The sequence below is a fragment of the Pseudomonas sp. MDT1-17 genome (assembly GCF_054898105.1).
The window spans coordinates 5680449-5698017 of sequence record NZ_JBUBVM010000001.1 but is presented as its reverse complement, the minus strand read 5'-3'; the positions used below and the strand labels follow the sequence as shown (position 1 = coordinate 5698017).

The window sequence follows — 17569 nt, the reverse complement described above, 5'->3', positions numbered from 1 at the left end:
GGTTCAGTCCTGGCGAATACGCTGCTTGAAGGTCCGCGCGATGGCCTGCACGCCGGGTTGGTAATCCGATTGTTCAATGGCGGCCAGGGCCAGTTCCAGGGCTTTATCGGCGATGAGCTGATGCTGCTGGGCCATGGCATTGACCGGCAGCGGCAGGAAATCCAGCAACTGCGTGTCGCCGAAGGTGCCGAGGCGCAGCGGGCGGGTTTTCAGCGGGACATCGTGCAGGGCATCAAACACGCCTTGAAGCAGCACGTAGGACGTGGTCACCAGCGCATCCGGCAAATGGCCCAGACGCTGTAGCAATTCGTCCATCAATTGCTTGCCGCACTCACGGCTGAACGACTCGCCGTGCTCGATCAGCACTTCGCCTTTGAATCCGACCAAGGCTTCTTTAAAACCTGCCGCCCGCTCCTGGCTGATGCTCAGTTCGGGGCGTGCGCCGATCAGTGCGATCTGCTTGGGCAGCGGGTCCAGTAGACTGCGGGTCAGTTGCAGGCTGGCCTCGCGGTCATCGCTGATCACCGAGCAGAAATGCTCAGGCTCCATGACCCGGTCGATCGCGATGATTGGGGTGCCCTTGGCCTGCAATTGGCGATAGCTGTCATCGCCGGCCGGCAGGCAACTGGCAACGATCAACGCATCGCAGCGTCGAGCCCGGAACAGTTGCAGCAACTGCCGTTCGCTGTCCGGCGCATCGTCGGAACTGGCGATCAGCAACTGATAGCCGCGAGCCCGGGCGCCTTGTTCCAGCAGTTTGGCGATTCGTGCGTAACTGGGGTTTTCCAGGTCAGGCAGAATGAAACCCAAGGTGCGGGTGTGCCGACTGCGCAGCCCGGCAGCCTGGGGATTGGGCGTAAAGCCATGTTGTTCGACGACCGCGCGCACGCGCTCGACGGTGGCACTGCTGATACGTTGCTGTTCTGCCTTGCCATTGATGACATAGCTGGCGGTGGTAACGGACACACCGGCCAACTGGGCGATATCACTGAGTTTCAACCCGGGATTTCCTTGTTTTTTTCGAGCTTGCCCGACATTTTCGCCAATCCTACCCGATTCAGGCAGACGACCATTGTCGCAGCACATCCGACAATTGGACTTCAAGGATGAGACATTATCGAGTAACGTGCCAATCATTCTAGATTAAACGTTTCAGCAAGCGTGTTTTCTACCTTATAGGCTGCATTGTCGGTTCTGCCGTGAAACCGCCAAAACTGCCCCTGAAAAGGTTTGCCTAAGCGCCTAAGCTGAATCATTCAAAACAATACCTGGCGTCACAAGGCGCAAAAAAGGAGAAAGCATGCTCGAGCTCACTATAGAGCAGATATCCATGGGCCAGTCGGCTGTGGATAAGTCCGCAGCGTTGCACCTGCTGGCCCAGCATCTGGTCGCCGATGGCCTGGTGGACGCGGGTTATCTCGCCGGGTTGCAGGCGCGCGAAGTACAGGGCTCGACCTTTCTCGGTCAAGGTATTGCCATCCCCCACGGTACGCCGGAAACCCGCGATCAGGTGTTTTCCACCGGCGTGCGGCTGATGCAGTTCCCCGAGGGTGTGGATTGGGGGGACGGTCAGATCGTCTACCTGGCAATTGGTATTGCGGCCAAATCCGACGAACACCTGCGCCTGTTGCAGCTGCTGACCCGTGCCCTCGGTGAAACCGACCTGGGCCAGGCGCTGCGCCGCGCCAGTTCCGCCGAAGCCTTGTTGAAACTGTTGCAAGGCGCACCGCAAGAACTGGCGCTGGATGCGCAGATGATCGGCCTCGGTGTATCCGCCGATGATTTCGAGGAACTGGTTTGGCGTGGTGCACGTTTGCTGCGTCAGGCCGACTGTGTGAGCAACGGTTTCTCTGCGGTGTTGCAACAAGTCGAAGCGCTGCCGCTGGGCGATGGCCTGTGGTGGTTGCACAGCGAGCAAACGGTCAAGCGTCCGGGCCTGGCCTTCGTCACGCCGGACAAACCCATACGCTACCTCGGCCAGCCGCTCAGTGGCCTGTTCTGCCTGGCCAGCCTCGGTGAAGCCCATCAGGCCTTGCTCGAACGCCTTTGTGCGCTGCTGATCGAAGGTCGTGGCCATGAATTGGGCCGCGCCACCAGCAGCCGTAAAGTCCTCGAAGTCCTTGGCGGTGAACTGCCGGCCGATTGGCCCAGCGCGCGCATCGCGCTGGCCAACGCCCACGGGTTGCACGCGCGTCCGGCGAAGATCCTCGCGCAACTGGCGAAAAGTTTTGAAGGCGAAGTTCGCGTGCGCATCGTCGATGGCCAGGACAGCGCAGTGTCAGTGAAGAGCTTGAGCAAACTGCTCAGCCTCGGCGCCCGTCGCGGTCAGGTGCTGGAATTTGTCGCCGAACCGAGCATCGCCGCCGATGCCTTGCCAGCCTTGTTGGCGGCCATCGAAGAAGGCCTCGGTGAAGACGTCGAACCGCTGCCAGCCGTGAGTCAACAGCGCGAAGTGATTGCCGATGTGGCCGAGGTGATCCTCGCGCCAGCGTCCGGCAGTCTGGTTCAGGCCATTGCCGCCGCACCGGGCATCGCCATCGGCCCGGCGCACATTCAAGTGCTGCAAACCATCGATTACCCGCTGCGCGGTGAGTCTGCCGCGATCGAGCGCGAGCGTCTCAAACAGGCGTTGGCGGACGTTCGTCGCGACATCGAAGGCCTGATCGAACGCAGCACGTCCAAGGCCATTCGCGAGATTTTCATCACGCACCAGGAAATGCTCGACGACCCGGAATTGACCGATGAAGTCGATACCCGTCTCAAGCAAGGCGAAAGTGCCGAAGCGGCGTGGATGGCAGTGATTGAAGCGGCGGCCAAACAACAGGAGTCGCTGCAGGACGCGTTGCTCGCCGAGCGCGCGGCCGACTTGCGTGATATCGGTCGTCGGGTATTGGCGCAGCTGAGTGGCGTCGAAACCCCGAGCGAGCCTGAGCAACCGTACATTCTGGTGATGGATGAAGTCGGTCCGTCCGATGTCGCCCGCCTTGATCCGACCCGCGTCGCCGGCATCCTCACCGCCCGTGGCGGCGCCACCGCCCACAGCGCCATTGTCGCGCGAGCCCTCGGGATTCCGGCACTGGTCGGCGCCGGTCCGGCCGTGTTGCTGCTGGCGCCGGGCACGCCATTGCTGATTGATGGTCAACGCGGCCGCCTGCACGTGGACGCCGACGCGGCGACCTTGCAGCGCGCCACCGAAGAGCGCGACACCCGCGAGCAACGTCTGAAAGCGGCCGCCGAACAACGCCATCAACCGGCATTGACCACCGACGGTCATGCGGTCGAAGTGTTCGCCAACATCGGCGAAAGCGCGGGTGTCACCAGTGCGGTCGAGCAGGGCGCCGAAGGCATTGGCCTGCTGCGCACCGAACTGATTTTCATGGCTCACTCGCAAGCGCCGGACGAGGCGACCCAGGAAGTCGAATACCGTCGTGTTCTCGATGGTCTGGCCGGTCGGCCGCTGGTGGTGCGCACCCTCGATGTCGGTGGCGACAAGCCGCTGCCGTATTGGCCGATCGCCAAAGAAGAAAACCCGTTCCTCGGCGTGCGCGGTATTCGCCTGACCCTGCAACGTCCGCAGATCATGGAAGCGCAGTTGCGTGCCTTGCTGCGTGCTGCCGACAACCGCCCGCTGCGGATCATGTTCCCTATGGTCGGCAGCGTCGATGAATGGCGCCAGGCTCGGGACATGACCGAACGTCTGCGTCTGGAAATTCCGGTTGCCGACCTGCAACTGGGGATCATGATCGAGGTGCCGTCGGCTGCATTGCTCGCTCCGGTACTGGCCAAAGAGGTCGACTTCTTCAGTGTCGGCACCAATGACCTGACCCAATACACCCTGGCCATCGACCGTGGTCATCCAACCTTGTCGGCCCAGGCTGATGGCTTGCACCCGGCAGTGCTGCAACTGATCGACATCACCGTGCGTGCGGCGCATGCCAACGGCAAGTGGGTCGGCGTGTGCGGCGAGCTGGCGGCCGATCCGCTGGCGGTGCCGGTGCTGGTCGGTCTCGGTGTGGATGAGTTGAGTGTGTCGGGTCGCAGCATTGCCGAGGTCAAGGCGCGGATTCGCGAACTCAACCTGGCCCAGGCCCAAATCCTTGCTCAGCAGGCCCTGGCCGTGGGCAGCGCAAACGAAGTGCGCGCATTAGTGGAGGCCCTGTAATGGCCAAGATCCTAACCCTGACCCTCAACCCGGCGCTGGACCTCACCGTCCAGTTGCCGGTACTTGCACCGGGTCAGGTCAACCGTAGCGACGAGATGCACACCCACGCCGCCGGTAAAGGCGTGAACGTGGCACAGGTGCTGGCGGACCTCGGGCATCAGCTCACGGTCAGCGGTTTCCTCGGAGAGGACAACCTTCAAGCGTTCGAAACCCTGTTTGCCAAACGCGGGTTTGTCGACGCGTTCATCCGTGTTCCGGGTGAGACTCGCAGCAACATCAAACTGGCGGAAAGCGATGGGCGCATCACCGACATCAACGGTCCCGGGCCCTTGGTGAGTGAAGCCGCGCAGCAGGCATTGCTCAATCGCCTCGACCAGATTGCGCCGGGGTATGACGCGGTCGTCGTTGCCGGCAGCCTGCCTCAAGGCATCAGCCCGCAATGGTTGCAGGCGTTGATTGTGCGGTTGAAAAATCTCGGTTTGAAAGTGGCGCTGGACACCAGCGGTGAAGCCTTGCGGGCAGCGCTCAACGCCGGTCCGTGGTTGATAAAACCGAACACCGAAGAGCTGGCCGATGTGCTGGGCTGCGAGGTGGTTTCGGTGGCCGCCCAGGCGCAAGCGGCTAGCCGCCTGCACTCTCAAGGCATCGAACACGTGGTGATCTCCCACGGTGCCGACGGGGTGAATTGGTTCAGTGTCGGCTCGGCGCTGCATGCCACGCCGCCCAAGGTCAGTGTCGTCAGCACGGTGGGTGCAGGCGATTCATTACTGGCCGGCATGCTCCACGGTTTGCTCAGCGCCGACACGCCTGAACAGACCTTGCGCACTGCCACGGCGATTGCTGCGATGGCGGTCACCCAGATCGGTTTCGGCATTGGCGACGCCACGCAGTTGGCGCGGCTCGAACAGGGCGTGCGCATGCGCACCCTGACAGAACAATAAGAGGGTTTGTAATGAAGTTAGCGATTGTTACTGCCTGCCCGAATGGCATGGTCACCAGCGTGCTGTGCGCCCGTTTGCTCGATGCAGCGGCCCAGCGTCAGGGGTGGAGCACCAGTGTCGAAGTCAACGATGCCGCGCACCCTGAACGTCAATTGTCGGCGGCCACGATCGAGGCGGCCGAGTGGGTGTTGCTGGTGACCAGCGCGCCTGTGGATATGTCGCGATTCGTCGGCAAACGGGTGTTCCAAACCACCCCGGCGCAAGCCCTGCAAGATGTGGAAGCGGTGCTACGGCGCGGTGCTGAAGAAGCTCATGTTTATGTCGCCCCCGAGGCCGTGGCAGAGCCTGCCGCCCTCGTAAAAAACGCCCCGCGTCTGGTCGCGATTACCGCATGCCCGACCGGCGTCGCTCACACCTTCATGGCCGCCGAAGCTTTGCAGCAAGCGGCCAAGCGCCTGGGCTACGACCTGCAAGTGGAAACCCAGGGCTCGGTCGGTGCGCGCAATCCGTTGAGCGCCGTAGCGATTGCCGATGCGGACGTAGTGCTGCTGGCCTGTGATATTGAAGTCGCTACCGAGCGTTTCGCCGGCAAGAAGATTTACCGTTGTGGTACTGGCATCGCCCTCAAACAAGCCGAAGCGACGTTGAATAAAGCGTTGACCGAAGGCACTCAAGAAACCGCTTCCAGCGGTGCCAAAGGCCCGGCCAGGCAAGAGAAAAGTGGTGTCTACAAACACCTGCTGACCGGCGTGTCGTTCATGCTGCCGATGGTGGTGGCGGGCGGTCTGATGATCGCCTTGTCGTTCGTGTTCGGCATCACGGCCTTCAAGGAGGAAGGCACGCTCGCAGCTGCCCTGATGCAGATCGGCGGCGAGACCGCGTTCAAGCTGATGGTGCCGCTGTTGGCGGGTTACATCGCCTACTCGATCGCTGACCGTCCGGGCCTGGCGCCGGGGATGATTGGCGGCCTGCTGGCAAGCACCCTGGGCGCCGGGTTTATCGGCGGGATCATTGCCGGTTTCATCGCTGGTTACGCGGCGCAGGCGATCAATCGTTATGCGCGTTTGCCGCAAAGTCTTGAGGCACTGAAACCGATTCTGATCATCCCGTTGCTGGCGAGTCTGTTCACCGGCCTGGTGATGATTTACATCGTCGGCAAACCGGTGGCCGGGATGCTCGAAGGGCTTACGCACTTCCTCGACAGCATGGGCACCACCAACGCGATTCTGCTCGGTGTGTTGCTGGGCGCGATGATGTGCGTCGACCTGGGCGGGCCGATCAACAAAGCCGCGTATGCGTTCTCGGTGGGGCTGCTGGCATCGCAAAGTTATGCACCGATGGCTGCGACCATGGCGGCCGGCATGGTGCCGCCGATTGGCCTGGGTATCGCCACGTTTATTGCCCGGCGCAAGTTCGCCCAGACTGAACGCGAGGCCGGTAAAGCCGCGTTGGTACTGGGGCTGTGCTTTATCTCCGAAGGTGCGATTCCGTTTGCCGCCAAAGACCCGCTGCGGGTGATTCCGGCGAGCATTGCCGGTGGTGCATTGACCGGTGCGCTGTCGATGTACTTCGGCTGCAAACTGATGGCGCCGCACGGCGGGTTGTTCGTGCTGGCGATCCCGAATGCGATCAACCATGCGCTGTTGTATCTGCTGGCGATTGTGGCCGGGAGTCTGCTGACGGCGGTGGCGTATGCGCTGCTCAAGCGACCGGAAGTCGTTGAGATAGCAATAGAGCCCGTCAGCGCCTGACACCCAACCCTGTGGGAGCGGGCTTGCTCGCGATGACGGACTGACATTCGACATAGACATCGACTGTCAGGCCGCTTTCGCGAGCAGGCTCGCTCCCCCAAGGGATCTGCTGTGTTGGCAAATCACTGATGACGTCGGAATGGGTTATTCGATACACACCAACTGCACGATGTGATTCTCGTCTCTCAGGGTTCTGCCGGCAGCCTTCAAGTGTTCGCACTTGTTCTAGCGAAAGATCGTAGCCGTCAAACTCATCCTCTGGTGTATGCCAATCCATTAGTTTTGCTAGTTCCTTGTGACGGCTATTGGGTATTTCCACACTCAGGAGAAGCTCCTCACTGTGTCTGTCGAAGACCTCTATGACATGTTTCATTTTTCTTTAAATCCAGACCCTGAGTTGCGCGCCATTCAAGGCACACTCGTAGCTGCTGAGATACAGCATTAGCTCCTTGGGAAGTTCAATCATTGCGAGATTCTCAATGGCTGCAACCTGCCCGGCGGATAGTAGATGGCTTGCCATGGCATCCTCTTCTTTATGCCAAGCCATTATCGGCATCAGGGCATCCGTGGTAATGGTCCGGGACAAACTCCCAGGCTTTTTTCCCGCCTGTGTAAAAGCCGTAAGCGTTGACTGAGCCATCCGGCAATGCCTTTACATTAATACGGACACGGGTTCGCCCCGTATCCAGCATTGCGTATTGCTCATTTTGGTAAAAGGCACTGTCTGGCGAAATGCTGGTGTTCGGCATCAACACCGCAACTGTCCCGACCGCTGCACCAGTCGCCACAACCGCTGAGCCTGTTAGTAGACGCAGTGCAAGAGAACCGCCGAGACGTTGGGAAATGACGCCGCCCGTTGCCGAGGCACCCACCAGTTTCAGTGGAATCCCTTCGGCGGTGATCGCGACCCCGGTGCCAAGCACTGCCCAAAACCCGTAGTCACTCAGTTTCTCGACGGGGACAAACCCGGTCGAGTTGTTGTGATTAATTACGCCGTCTGGGAGGTTGCAGCTTTTGGCGAACACGCAACCCATGGTATTGGGCTTCGCCTCTGGCTGCGAGGGGCGCTCGTTCCGTCGGACTTCATCGCGAGCCAGTCCTTTTTCATATCGGAGAATGTCTGCATCTTGACGCCGTATGTCGTCTGGGGTCGGTTTGCGGGGGCTACAGCGGGGACAGCCTCACATATAGAAGCTTCCATACTTTCGATGAAAAACATCCCCCTAGCGGGGAGTTCAAGTGCTGGCTGTAGGGCTATTCCCAAATGCCATATTCCGTTTTCCCTATATTGCCGACCAGTGGACAAACCTGTTCCTACTGGTCCCGGGAGCTGCTTTTTTTTGCATCAACATGCGGTTGTCCCGGAGGCTACACAGCCTTGCGCCGTTGCCTACAACTGCGCCAGAATCCGCCGGCTTGTGCGCCTTGGGGGCCGTCTGTAACTTGGTTCTCGTCACTGCCCATCAGTGATCGGGTTTAGTAGCCCGTGGTTTTCCGGGGCGTATAGCGCATCAGATAGTCAGGTATTCATCCCTGCACCATATGGTGGCTGTGCGTAGGGCGCTCTCGGGCGCGCCGGCTTCCTGGATTCCCGGTCTACTAACCTGCGTACAGCTACCACCTCTTGTTTAGTAGCTCGAGAGTGGCCGCCCTAATATTGGTATCCAGGAAATGTTTAAATCGACTACAAATCCGCCGGGCGACGACCCGGCCGCTCGATCCGAATCAATCGATCCAGAAAAACTCAACCAGAATCCACGCAAGCCCAGCACAATCTTCCTCATAGACCCCGAAATCGACAACCAAACGTTGCTGGAATACGCCTGCGAATCGCTGGCCTCAGCGAATGTCATGGCGAGTGACTTCGCGAGGTATCTGAAAGGATCTCAGTGCAACACACTGCTGGGGATTCAGCAGTCGATCATGCTGGGAGAACTGGCGGTGAACCGGGTACTGGATAATCTCGATCCGCCCGGCTAGCCGCCGGATACTGTGGGAGCGAGCCTGCTCGCGAAAGCGGTCTGACAGTCAGCACATTTGTTGAATGTTAAATCGTCTTCGCGAGCAGGCTCGCTCCCACAGGAGGTTGCGTTTTCACACGGACGTCATGCATACATGCTTAAGTTTTCCTTTTCAGGGAGAACACCATGAGCGAATTCGACCTCGGCCGCCGTCGTGTCATGCAAGCGGTCGGTGCCGGGCTGTTGTTGCCAGGCCTGGCGCCGGCGGTGATCGCCTCGGTCAAGGATCGTCCGCAACTCACCGATGGCGTGCAGTCCGGCGACGTGCTGGGCGACCGGGCGATGATCTGGAGTCGTTGCGATCGCCCGGCGCGGATGGTGGTGGAATGGGACACCCGCAGCCTGTTCAATAATCCTCGTCGTTTTGTCTCGCCATTGGCCGTCTCCAATACCGATTTCACCGCACGGGTCGAACTCACTGGCCTGCCCGCCGACCAGGCGATTTTCTACCGTGTGCGCTTCGAAGACGCCCAGAGCGGCGTCGCCAGCGAACCCTGGTTCGGCCATCTGCGCAGCGTGCCGCAAACCCGTCGCGACATCCGTTTCGTCTGGAGCGGCGACACCGTCGGCCAGGGCTTCGGCATCAACCCGGACATCGGCGGCATGCGCATCTACGAAGCCATGCGTTTGCGCCTTCCAGACTTCTTTATCCACAGCGGCGACACCATCTACGCCGACGGCCCCATACCTGCGCAGCTCACCACAGAGAGCGGCCGTGTGTGGCGCAATATCACCACTGAAGCCAAGAGCAAAGTCGCGGAAACCCTCGATGAATATCGCGGCAATTACCGCTACAACCTGATGGACGAAAACATCCGCCGCTTCAACGCCGAGGTCCCGCAGATCTGGCAGTGGGACGATCATGAAGTGGTGAACAACTGGTCGCCGGGCAAGACGTTGGATGAGCGCTACAAGAGTAAGGATATCCACAGCCTGGTCGGTCGCGGGCGTCAGGCCTGGCTCGAATACGCACCGATGCGGTTGCAGAGTGCCGATGGCGGTGGGCGGATTTATCGCAAGCTCAGTTATGGTCCGATGCTTGATGTGTTTGTGCTCGACATGCGCAGTTATCGCGAAGCCAATGACGACAACCTGGGTGCCGCTAAACCGTTCCTCGGCCGTGAACAACTGGACTGGCTGAAACGTGAATTGAAGGCCTCCAATGCCCAGTGGAAAGTCATCGCTGCTGACATGCCGATTGGTCTCGGCGTACCCGACGGCGAAGTCAGCCCTGGCGTGGCGCGCTGGGAAGCGGTGGCCAACGGCGACCCTGGACCGGCTCAGGGGCGTGAGCTGGAAATTGCCGAACTGCTCGGTTTTCTACGGGCGCAACAGGTGCGCAATTTTGTTTTCCTGACAGCGGATGTGCATTACTGCGCGGCCCATCACTACCTCCCGGATCGCGCAGCGTTTCAGGATTTCGAGCCGTTCTGGGAGTTTGTCGCCGGGCCATTGAATGCGGGGAGCTACGGACCGAATCCGCTGGATAAAACCTTTGGTCCTGAAGTGGTGTTCGAAAAGGCACCTCCGGCGCAGAACACTTCACCGTTTGCAGGGTTTCAGTTTTTTGGTGAGGTGAACATTGATGGGCAGACGGGGGAGATGAGCGTGGTGTTGCGTGATCTGGATGGAGTGGCGGTGTTTGAGCAGAAGTTGCAGCCGGTTTGAGATGAAATAGCAGGCTGACTTCGATCAATGTGGGAGCGGGCTTGCTCGCGAAAGCGGACTAACATTCAACAAATGAGTTGCCTGTTAGTCCGCTTTCGCGAGCAAGCCCGCTCCCACATTTAATAAAGGGTGGGTCAGTAGACGTCGCGGCGGTAGCGGCCTTGTTCGATCAGGCGGTCGACTTCTTCAATTCCGAGTAGTTCGTTGAGCACGTGATCCACGCCTGAAGCCATTCCCTGCAAACTGCCGCAGATGTAAATAACGGCACCGTCCGCTAACCACGTCTTCAACTCCCCAGCCGACTCACGCAGTCGATCCTGCACATAAACCTTCTCGGCCTGGTCCCGCGAGAACGCCAGGTCCAACCGCTCCAGATCCCCCGAAATCAGCCACTCTTCCAGCTCGGCGCGGCACAGGTAGTCATGTTCCCGATGACGTTCGCCGAACAACAGCCAATGGCGTTGCTGCCCATCGGCGATCCGCGCCTTGAGCAAACTGCGCAGCCCGGCCAGGCCGGTGCCGTTGCCCAGCAGGATCATCGGTACCGGCTCGACCGGCAGGTGGAAACCGCTGTTGCGCCTTACGCGCAAGCTGATGGTGCCGCCCACAGGAGCGTGTTCGGTCAACCAGCCGGAGCCGACGCCCAGGTTGCCATCGGGATGCAGTTCCTGGCGCACGATCAGTTCGAGGATGCCGTCGGCGGCGATCGAGGCGATGGAGTATTCGCGCATGGCCAGGGGCACCAAGGCATTCACCAGTGCCTGAGCGTGCAGGCCGACCAGATGGGTTCTGTTTTCGGGCAGTTGTCGACTGGCGAGGGCTTGCTCCAGCGGTTGTGACAGGCTGTCGAGCGTAACAGTGGCCCGACCGTCAATGCCCAGGCCATCGAGGAAATGTTCGATTGCCCACGGGCAATTGCGCGGCAACACTTCCACCAGGTCACCGGCCAGCCAACTGCTGGTGGACGGGGCGGTGAGGCCGAGCAAGTACACGCCCGAACCGATACTGTCAGGGTTGAGCCGTTCGCGGCGGGTCAGCGTCCAGTTGTCGTAGCTCGGCGCTTGCCAGGTGTCTACGGGCGTCTGTCCGGTCAGCAGGCCGAGTTGCTGCTGCCAGTGACGCAAGGCGTAAGGGTCGCCGCTGTCGACTTCTACCGGCGCGAACAGGGTCTTGCCGCCATGCTCGCCCAGCCAGGTGTGCAAGCGTCGGGCGAATCCGCAGAAGTGCTGATACTGCCGATCACCGAGGCCGAGCACGGCGTAGTTCAGGCTTTCCAGGCTCAATGCCTGGCCCAGCACTTTGCGCTCAAACCTGCGGGCGCTGTCCGGCGCTTCACCGTCGCCGAAGGTACTGACCACGAACAGCGCATTGCCGGAATCACGCAGATCCTGCTCGCTGACATCCGCCAGCGGCTGAACCTTCACCGGCAATCCGGCTGCCTGCAATTGTCCTGCGGTCTGCCACGCCAGTTGTTCGGCAAACCCGCTCTGGCTGGCGAAGCCGATCAGCCATGCAGGAGCGTCGCTACCCGGTTGCGCGAGGCCTTTGCGGGTATCCTTGATCTGCTTTTTCTTGCGTCGACGATCGAGGTACAACAACCAACCGGTGACGAAAAACAGCGGCATCGTCAGCGCGGTAATTGTCAGGATAATCCGCCCGACAATGCCGAAGTAACTGCCGACGTGCAGCGCGTAAATGCTGGTCAGCAGTTGCGCCTTGAGGCTCTTGTCGCTGTAGCGGTCATGCCGTTTGACGATGCCGGTCACCGGATCGAGGCTGATCTGGTTCTGTGCGCGGTCGTGGGGTGAGCTGTTCAACAGGTAGAACACGGTGGCCGGCTGCCCGGCCACGGGCGGCATGCGGATGTTGTAGGCACTCAGTGCCGGACCGGCAGCGCTGTAGATGCTGCTCCACATCGCAGCGTAATCGGCGGTGGGTGCCGGGCCGCTCAGTGCAGGGCCACGACCGCCCCGAACACGCTCGTTCTGCGGTGAGTCGGAAAGTAATCGGGTCAGGCCCTTGTTGTACCACTCATAGGACCAGGACAACCCGGTCAGCGCCGCCAGAAGGTAAAACACCAGGCACCAGGTGCCGGCCACCGAGTGCAAATCCCAGTTGAAGCTGCGACCTTTTTTCTTCCAGTCGAGGGTCAGCCAGGCGCGCCAGCTTTTCCACTGACGTGGCCAGCGCAGGTACAGACCGGACAGGCAGAAGAACACCAGAATCAGCGTGCACGCGCCGGTGATCTGCCGGCCGGTATCGCCCATGGCGAGGAAACGGTGCAGCTGCAGCATCAGGCCAAAGAAGTCCTGGCCAGTGACGTCGCCCATGAACTCGGCGGTATACGGATCGAAGTAGCGCATCTCGCCACGGCGCTCACCCGGTGGCGGGGTAAAGGACACCCGCGCGGCGTTGCCGCTGTCGGTCTCGACCCAGAGCATCGCGACTTTCTTGCCGGATGCACCCTCGATTTTTTCCACCAGTTCGGCAGGCGGCAGGACGCCAGCGACTTGCTTCTCGACCTGCAACACAGAAGGGTTCAACGCGCGCAGGATTTCATCCTGAAACGACACCGTCGCCCCGGTGATGCCCATCAGGGCCAGTACCAGTCCGGCGCTGATGCCGAAAAACCAGTGCAACTGGAACAGGGTTTTCTTCAACACGTCGCTCGCCTTGTTCGTTCGGAAATAATCATCACGGCGCGCATTATGCCGTGGGTTGTCGAGAAACATTCTTTTTACGCACAAAAGCCCCGTTCACCTGGATGAACGGGGCCTCGGTCTTCACACTTCTATCAGAAGTGGAAGTTGGCGCTCAGCAGGGCGGTACGACCCGCCGCCACGTGGGCGTAGTGGTTCTGCAGTATCTGGTCGAAGTAACGCTTGTCGGTCAGGTTCTGTACGTTGAGTTGCAGGTCGACGTTCTTGGTCAGGCGATAGCTGGCCATTGCGTCGTAGCGCCAGTAGGAGGGGATCTCCACCGAGTTGGCGACGTTACCGAACTGCGAATCGACGAACGTGGCACCGGCGCCGAGGGTCAACTTGTCCGGTACCAGGTCGTAGGTCGACCAGAACGTGAAGTTGTTCTGTGGAGTGCTTGGCATGTGGTTGCCTTCATCGGCGGCGAGGGTGGTTTTGACCACTTCGCTGTCCATGTAGGTGTAGCCGCCGAAGACTCTCCAGTTACGGGTCAGCTTGCCGGCGTAGCTCAGTTCCAGGCCATTGACCTGCTGTTCGCCGTCCAGCACTTGAGTGGTGCCGCCGTCAGGATCGTTGATCCGCGCGTTGGTTTTCTCGGTACGGAACAGCGCGGCGGTCAGCGACAGATCGTCACCGAAGAAGTCCCACTTGGTGCCGATCTCGTAGTTGCGGTTCTTTTCTGGATCCAGACGGCTGTTGTTCGCTGCCAGTTCCAGACCACCGTTGCCGCTGGTTTCGCCAGCCGGGTTGCTGGAGGTGGAATAGGCCGCGTAGATGCTGCCGTTAGGCAACGGGTTGTAGACCACGCCGATCTGGTAGTTCACCAGGTCGCTGGTATTCTGACGGGAGAAACTGCCCGCTGGAGCTGTGCTGCTAGCGTTGGCGAAGCCGCTGGATTCGACCTCGTAGTTGTCATAACGCAAGCCCAGGTTCAGGGACCATTGTTCGTTGAATTTCAGCGTGTCGAACACGTAGGCCGCAGCGGTTTTGGTGTCGGTGTCGGTGAACGCGGCGCTGTCGGTGATCGAGCCGTTCCAGTTATCCCCAGGCGTCGGGTTCTGCAGGCTGGTGCAGTCGCCGGAGTTGAACAGGGCGCGGTTGCACCGAGTGCCGCTGGCGGTCGAGGTCAGGATGTACGGGCGGTTGTGGGTGTCTTGATAGGAAAACTCAAGGCCGGTGACCAGGCTGTGCTCGATGGCTCCGGTGTTGAACTTTGCGCTCAGGTCGGTCTGGTTGATCCAGCCGCTGGAGGTCGAGTTACGGCTTTTCGCGCCACGGTACACGCTGCCAAGAGCCACGTTGCCCTTGCTGTCGTCCGGGTTAGTGACGATGTAGTCGAGCGTCGAACGGGACATGCGGAAGCTGTTCGAGACGGTCAGGGCATCATTCAGATCGTGTTCGATCTTGAGGGTGCCGCTGTCGTTGCTGGTCTGGCGATAGTCGCGACCGGTGAGGCCGTAGAAGTTGTCGCGATCGACATGCACAGGTTTGTCGACGTTGTACTTGCTGCGGTTGGGGCTCAAGGTCAACGGGAGGCCGTAGTCGGGCATGTCGTCGGTTTCGACATGGTAGTAGCCGACGGTCAGGCGGGTGTCGGTACCCAGGCCGAACGCGAAGGAAGGTGCCACGCCCCAACGGCTGACGTCTACGGCATCACGGCCGGCTACGTTGGCTTCATGCTTCATCAGGTTCAGACGGAAGGCCGAGGTGTCGGTCATCTGCTGGTTCAGATCGAGGGTGGTGCGCTTGGTCTGGTCCGAACCCCAGGTGAAGCCGCCGTTGTAGGCATTGCCCAGCTTGGCGGTCTTGCTCACCAGGTTCAGGCTGCCACCGGTGGAACCCGCGCCGGTGAAGGCCGATCCCGGACCCTTGCTGACTTCGATCGATTCTATGTTGAAGATCTCGCGGCTCTGGGATGCAGGGTCGCGCATGCCGTCGATAAACACGTCGCTTTCTGCGTTGAAGCCGCGAATGATCGGACGATCGCCGGCCGGGTTGCCGCCTTCACCGGCACCGAACGTGATACCCGGGGTGGTACGCAGCGCGTCGACGAGACTGGTGGCGCCCGTGTCGCGAATCACTTGCTGCGGAATCACCGTGACGCTTTTCGGCGTTTCGCGCAGCGGCGCGGTGTACTTCTTGTTGGCCGAGGTATCGGTCTTGTAGGAGGTCTCGTCCTGGGCGTCGCCGGTGATATCGGTAGCGCCCAGGGAAATCACGTTGCTCGGCGCTTTTTCGTTGGTCTTTTCCGCCGCGAAAGCCATGTGGCCCGCAGAGCCGGCAGTGATCGCCACGCCAATTGCAGTCGCGAGCAAACGCGTGAACTGACCGGTAATTGTGGTTGTTGGCGTGACATGAGAATTCCCCTCCCCAAGGATTTGAGGCCGCGGAATATAGGGTAAACACGTATTTGTATCAATTGCGAAACGTTACTATTTGCGATGAATTTACATTCTTTACAATTTACTCTTACGGTTTTTGCAGTCTCGTTCGTCACAGGGGTTTTACAGAGCCAATAAGAATCAATACCATTGGCGTCCCTTTGCCTTCAGGTGTCTTTCCATGTTGCTGCACATTCCCGGCGTGTTCGCGAAAGAAGAAGTGCAGCGCATTCGCGAGGCCCTGACGCAGGCGGATTGGGCTGACGGCAAGATCACCGCCGGCTATCAGTCGGCCAAAGCCAAGCACAATCTGCAACTGCCCGAAGGTCATCCGCTGGCCAAGGAAGTCGGCGCGGCGATGCTTGAACGGCTATGGAAAAATCCGCTGTTCATGTCAGCCGCGTTACCGCACAAGGTTTTCCCTCCGTTGCTGAACTGTTACACGGCCGGCGGCAGTTTCGACTTTCACATCGACAACGCCGTGCGTCAGCCCAAGGGCAGCATCGAGCGCGTGCGCACTGATTTGTCGGCCACGCTGTTCTTCAGCGAGCCGGACGACTACGACGGCGGCGAGCTGGAAATCCAGGACACTTTCGGCACCCAACGGGTGAAGTTGCCCGCCGGCGACATGGTCTTGTACCCCGGCACCAGCCTGCACAAGGTCAACGCCGTCACCCGCGGCACCCGATACGCCTCATTTTTCTGGACCCAAAGTCTGGTGCGCGAAGACAGCCAGCGCGCCTTGCTGTTCGAGATGGACGGGGCGATCCAGCAGTTGACCCAGGACATGCCTGACCACCCATCGCTGATTCGCCTCACCGGCACTTACCACAACCTGTTGCGTCGCTGGGTTGAGGTGTAAGTGTCGGACTTTCGTTTACGCCGTGAGGAAGTCCTCGACGGTGATCGGCTCAAAGCGATGCTCGACGAAAGTCCGGCGCGGGCGGCTCAGGCGATTCTGATCGCTGCCCGTGAAGGTGTTCTCGATGCTCAGGCCTTGCTCGGGCAGATTTTGCTGGACGGGCAGGGCATCACCCAGGATCAACCGCTGGCCTTGCGCTGGTTCGATATTGCCGCTCAGCGTGGACATCTGATGGCGCGCAACATGCTCGGTCGTTGCCATGAACATGGCTGGGGTTGCAACGCCGACGCCTCGATTGCCGCGCGGCATTATCGAATCGCGGCAATAGCCGGGCTGGATTGGGCGATGTACAACCTCGCCAATCTGCTGGCGACTGGGCGTGGTGTGGCGGTGAGTCAGCTGCAAGCTTTGGGTCTGTATCGACAGGCAGCCGAACTGGGCCACGCGAAGTCCATGAACCTACTGGGACGGTATCTGGAAGAAGGCGAGTTTTGCCTCGCTGACCCGCATGCGGCGCGACTCTGGTATCGACGATCTGCCGAAGGCGGGGATTTTCGAGGTCAATTCAGTTTTGCGGCGCTGTTGGCAGATGAAGGGCAGATTGACGAAGCAATGTCCTGGTTACGCCGGGCATTGGCCGACGGTAACCAGAACTTTCTGCGGGTAAGCGGGGAAGCGTTACTCAACGCTCCACACCCCGGGATTCGCGCAATGGCTCAGCACTATCAGCAACGGGTGACCCAACTCGCTCATCAACTGAATTAACCGCGCAGCCACTGACCTTTGAGATTTTCAAGGGGGGGCGTAAAAGACTTCGCATGCGCTACCAGTTGCTGACCCTTTTTGATGACGTCGTTTTCCGCATCTAGTGTGATTGCCTCTAAGAGCAGCGAGAATGAATCGACAATTCTTCTCGTCTCATCCGCATAGGTGTTTCGGGGTTCGATCACCTTTTTGGTGTCGTTCAACTGTTTGGTTCTCTTGTCGTTGTCATTCATCTGTGCGACCAGTGAATCCAGGCGTTCCTGGCGCGCGTTGAGGCGGACCCGCAGCGTCGTTCGAGCTTTGTATGCGATCCATGAAG

At 60.0% G+C, this 17569-nt stretch carries 11 protein-coding genes and 2 pseudogenes; 7 read left to right on the top strand and 6 right to left on the bottom strand.

The annotated features are described in order from the left end of the window. Positions 1–3 precede the first annotated feature (3 nt). The gene (cra, locus tag ACYZTX_RS26340; protein ID WP_462036488.1) at positions 4–999 is read right to left on the bottom strand and encodes a catabolite repressor/activator; all 996 of its coding nucleotides are present in this window, start codon (positions 997–999) and stop codon (positions 4–6) included. Between the two features lie 301 nt (positions 1000–1300). On the opposite strand from cra, the gene ptsP reads away from it, so the two are divergent. Genes ptsP through ACYZTX_RS26325 form a run of 3 tightly spaced genes read left to right on the top strand, consistent with a single transcriptional unit; the run spans position 1301 to position 6854 of the window. Further along, positions 1301–4162 (top strand): phosphoenolpyruvate--protein phosphotransferase, encoded by a 2862-nt coding sequence (gene ptsP, locus ACYZTX_RS26335; protein ID WP_462036487.1) that lies wholly within the window; start codon positions 1301–1303, stop codon positions 4160–4162. Beyond that, positions 4162–5103, top strand: a complete 942-nt coding sequence (gene pfkB, locus ACYZTX_RS26330; RefSeq protein ID WP_462036486.1) for a 1-phosphofructokinase — start codon at positions 4162–4164, stop codon at positions 5101–5103. The genes ptsP and pfkB overlap by 1 nt, the downstream gene beginning before the upstream one ends. An 11-nt stretch (positions 5104–5114) precedes the next feature. Further along, positions 5115–6854 carry a PTS fructose-like transporter subunit IIB gene (locus ACYZTX_RS26325; protein WP_462036485.1) on the top strand — a complete coding sequence of 580 codons (1740 nt, stop codon included), beginning with the start codon at positions 5115–5117 and terminating at the stop codon, positions 6852–6854. Here the strand turns inward: ACYZTX_RS26325 and ACYZTX_RS26320 are convergent. Next, positions 6844–7227: a DUF7683 domain-containing protein gene (locus ACYZTX_RS26320; protein ID WP_462036484.1), complete on the bottom strand. Its 384-nt coding sequence runs from the start codon at positions 7225–7227 to the stop codon at positions 6844–6846. The genes ACYZTX_RS26325 and ACYZTX_RS26320 overlap by 11 nt on opposite strands. 205 nt (positions 7228–7432) lie before the next feature. After that, positions 7433–7972, bottom strand: a pseudogene (locus tag ACYZTX_RS26315) (S-type pyocin domain-containing protein); the annotation flags it as partial. A gap of 553 nt (positions 7973–8525) precedes the next feature. Here ACYZTX_RS26315 and ACYZTX_RS26310 point away from each other — a divergent pair. Both ACYZTX_RS26310 and ACYZTX_RS26305 read left to right on the top strand, forming a co-directional pair. Then, entirely contained in the window at positions 8526–8834 is a 309-nt protein-coding gene (locus ACYZTX_RS26310) for a DUF6124 family protein (RefSeq protein ID WP_462036483.1), read from the top strand. 167 nt (positions 8835–9001) lie between these two features. Beyond that, positions 9002–10543, top strand: a complete 1542-nt coding sequence (locus tag ACYZTX_RS26305) for an alkaline phosphatase D family protein (protein ID WP_462036482.1) — start codon at positions 9002–9004, stop codon at positions 10541–10543. A 134-nt stretch (positions 10544–10677) separates the two neighbouring features. Here ACYZTX_RS26305 and ACYZTX_RS26300 read toward each other — a convergent pair whose 3' ends face one another. Together ACYZTX_RS26300 and ACYZTX_RS26295 are read right to left on the bottom strand one after the other, a co-directional pair. Then, on the bottom strand, positions 10678–13206 hold the full coding sequence (locus ACYZTX_RS26300; protein ID WP_462036481.1) for a PepSY domain-containing protein: 2529 nt from the start codon (positions 13204–13206) through the stop codon (positions 10678–10680). 131 nt (positions 13207–13337) lie between these two features. After that, positions 13338–15598, bottom strand: a pseudogene (locus ACYZTX_RS26295) (TonB-dependent receptor). A 206-nt stretch (positions 15599–15804) separates the two neighbouring features. On the opposite strand from ACYZTX_RS26295, the gene ACYZTX_RS26290 reads away from it, so the two are divergent. Further along, complete coding sequence (locus tag ACYZTX_RS26290) at positions 15805–16485, top strand: Fe2+-dependent dioxygenase (RefSeq protein WP_462036480.1); 681 nt, start codon at positions 15805–15807, stop codon at positions 16483–16485. Between the two features lie 57 nt (positions 16486–16542). Further along, the gene (locus ACYZTX_RS26285) at positions 16543–17250 is read left to right on the top strand and encodes a tetratricopeptide repeat protein (protein WP_462037113.1); all 708 of its coding nucleotides are present in this window, start codon (positions 16543–16545) and stop codon (positions 17248–17250) included. On the opposite strand, the gene ACYZTX_RS26280 is transcribed toward ACYZTX_RS26285, so the two are convergent. Continuing rightward, entirely contained in the window at positions 17247–17483 is a 237-nt protein-coding gene (locus ACYZTX_RS26280; RefSeq protein ID WP_462036479.1) for a hypothetical protein, read from the bottom strand. The genes ACYZTX_RS26285 and ACYZTX_RS26280 overlap by 4 nt on opposite strands. Positions 17484–17569: the final 86 nt, after the last annotated feature.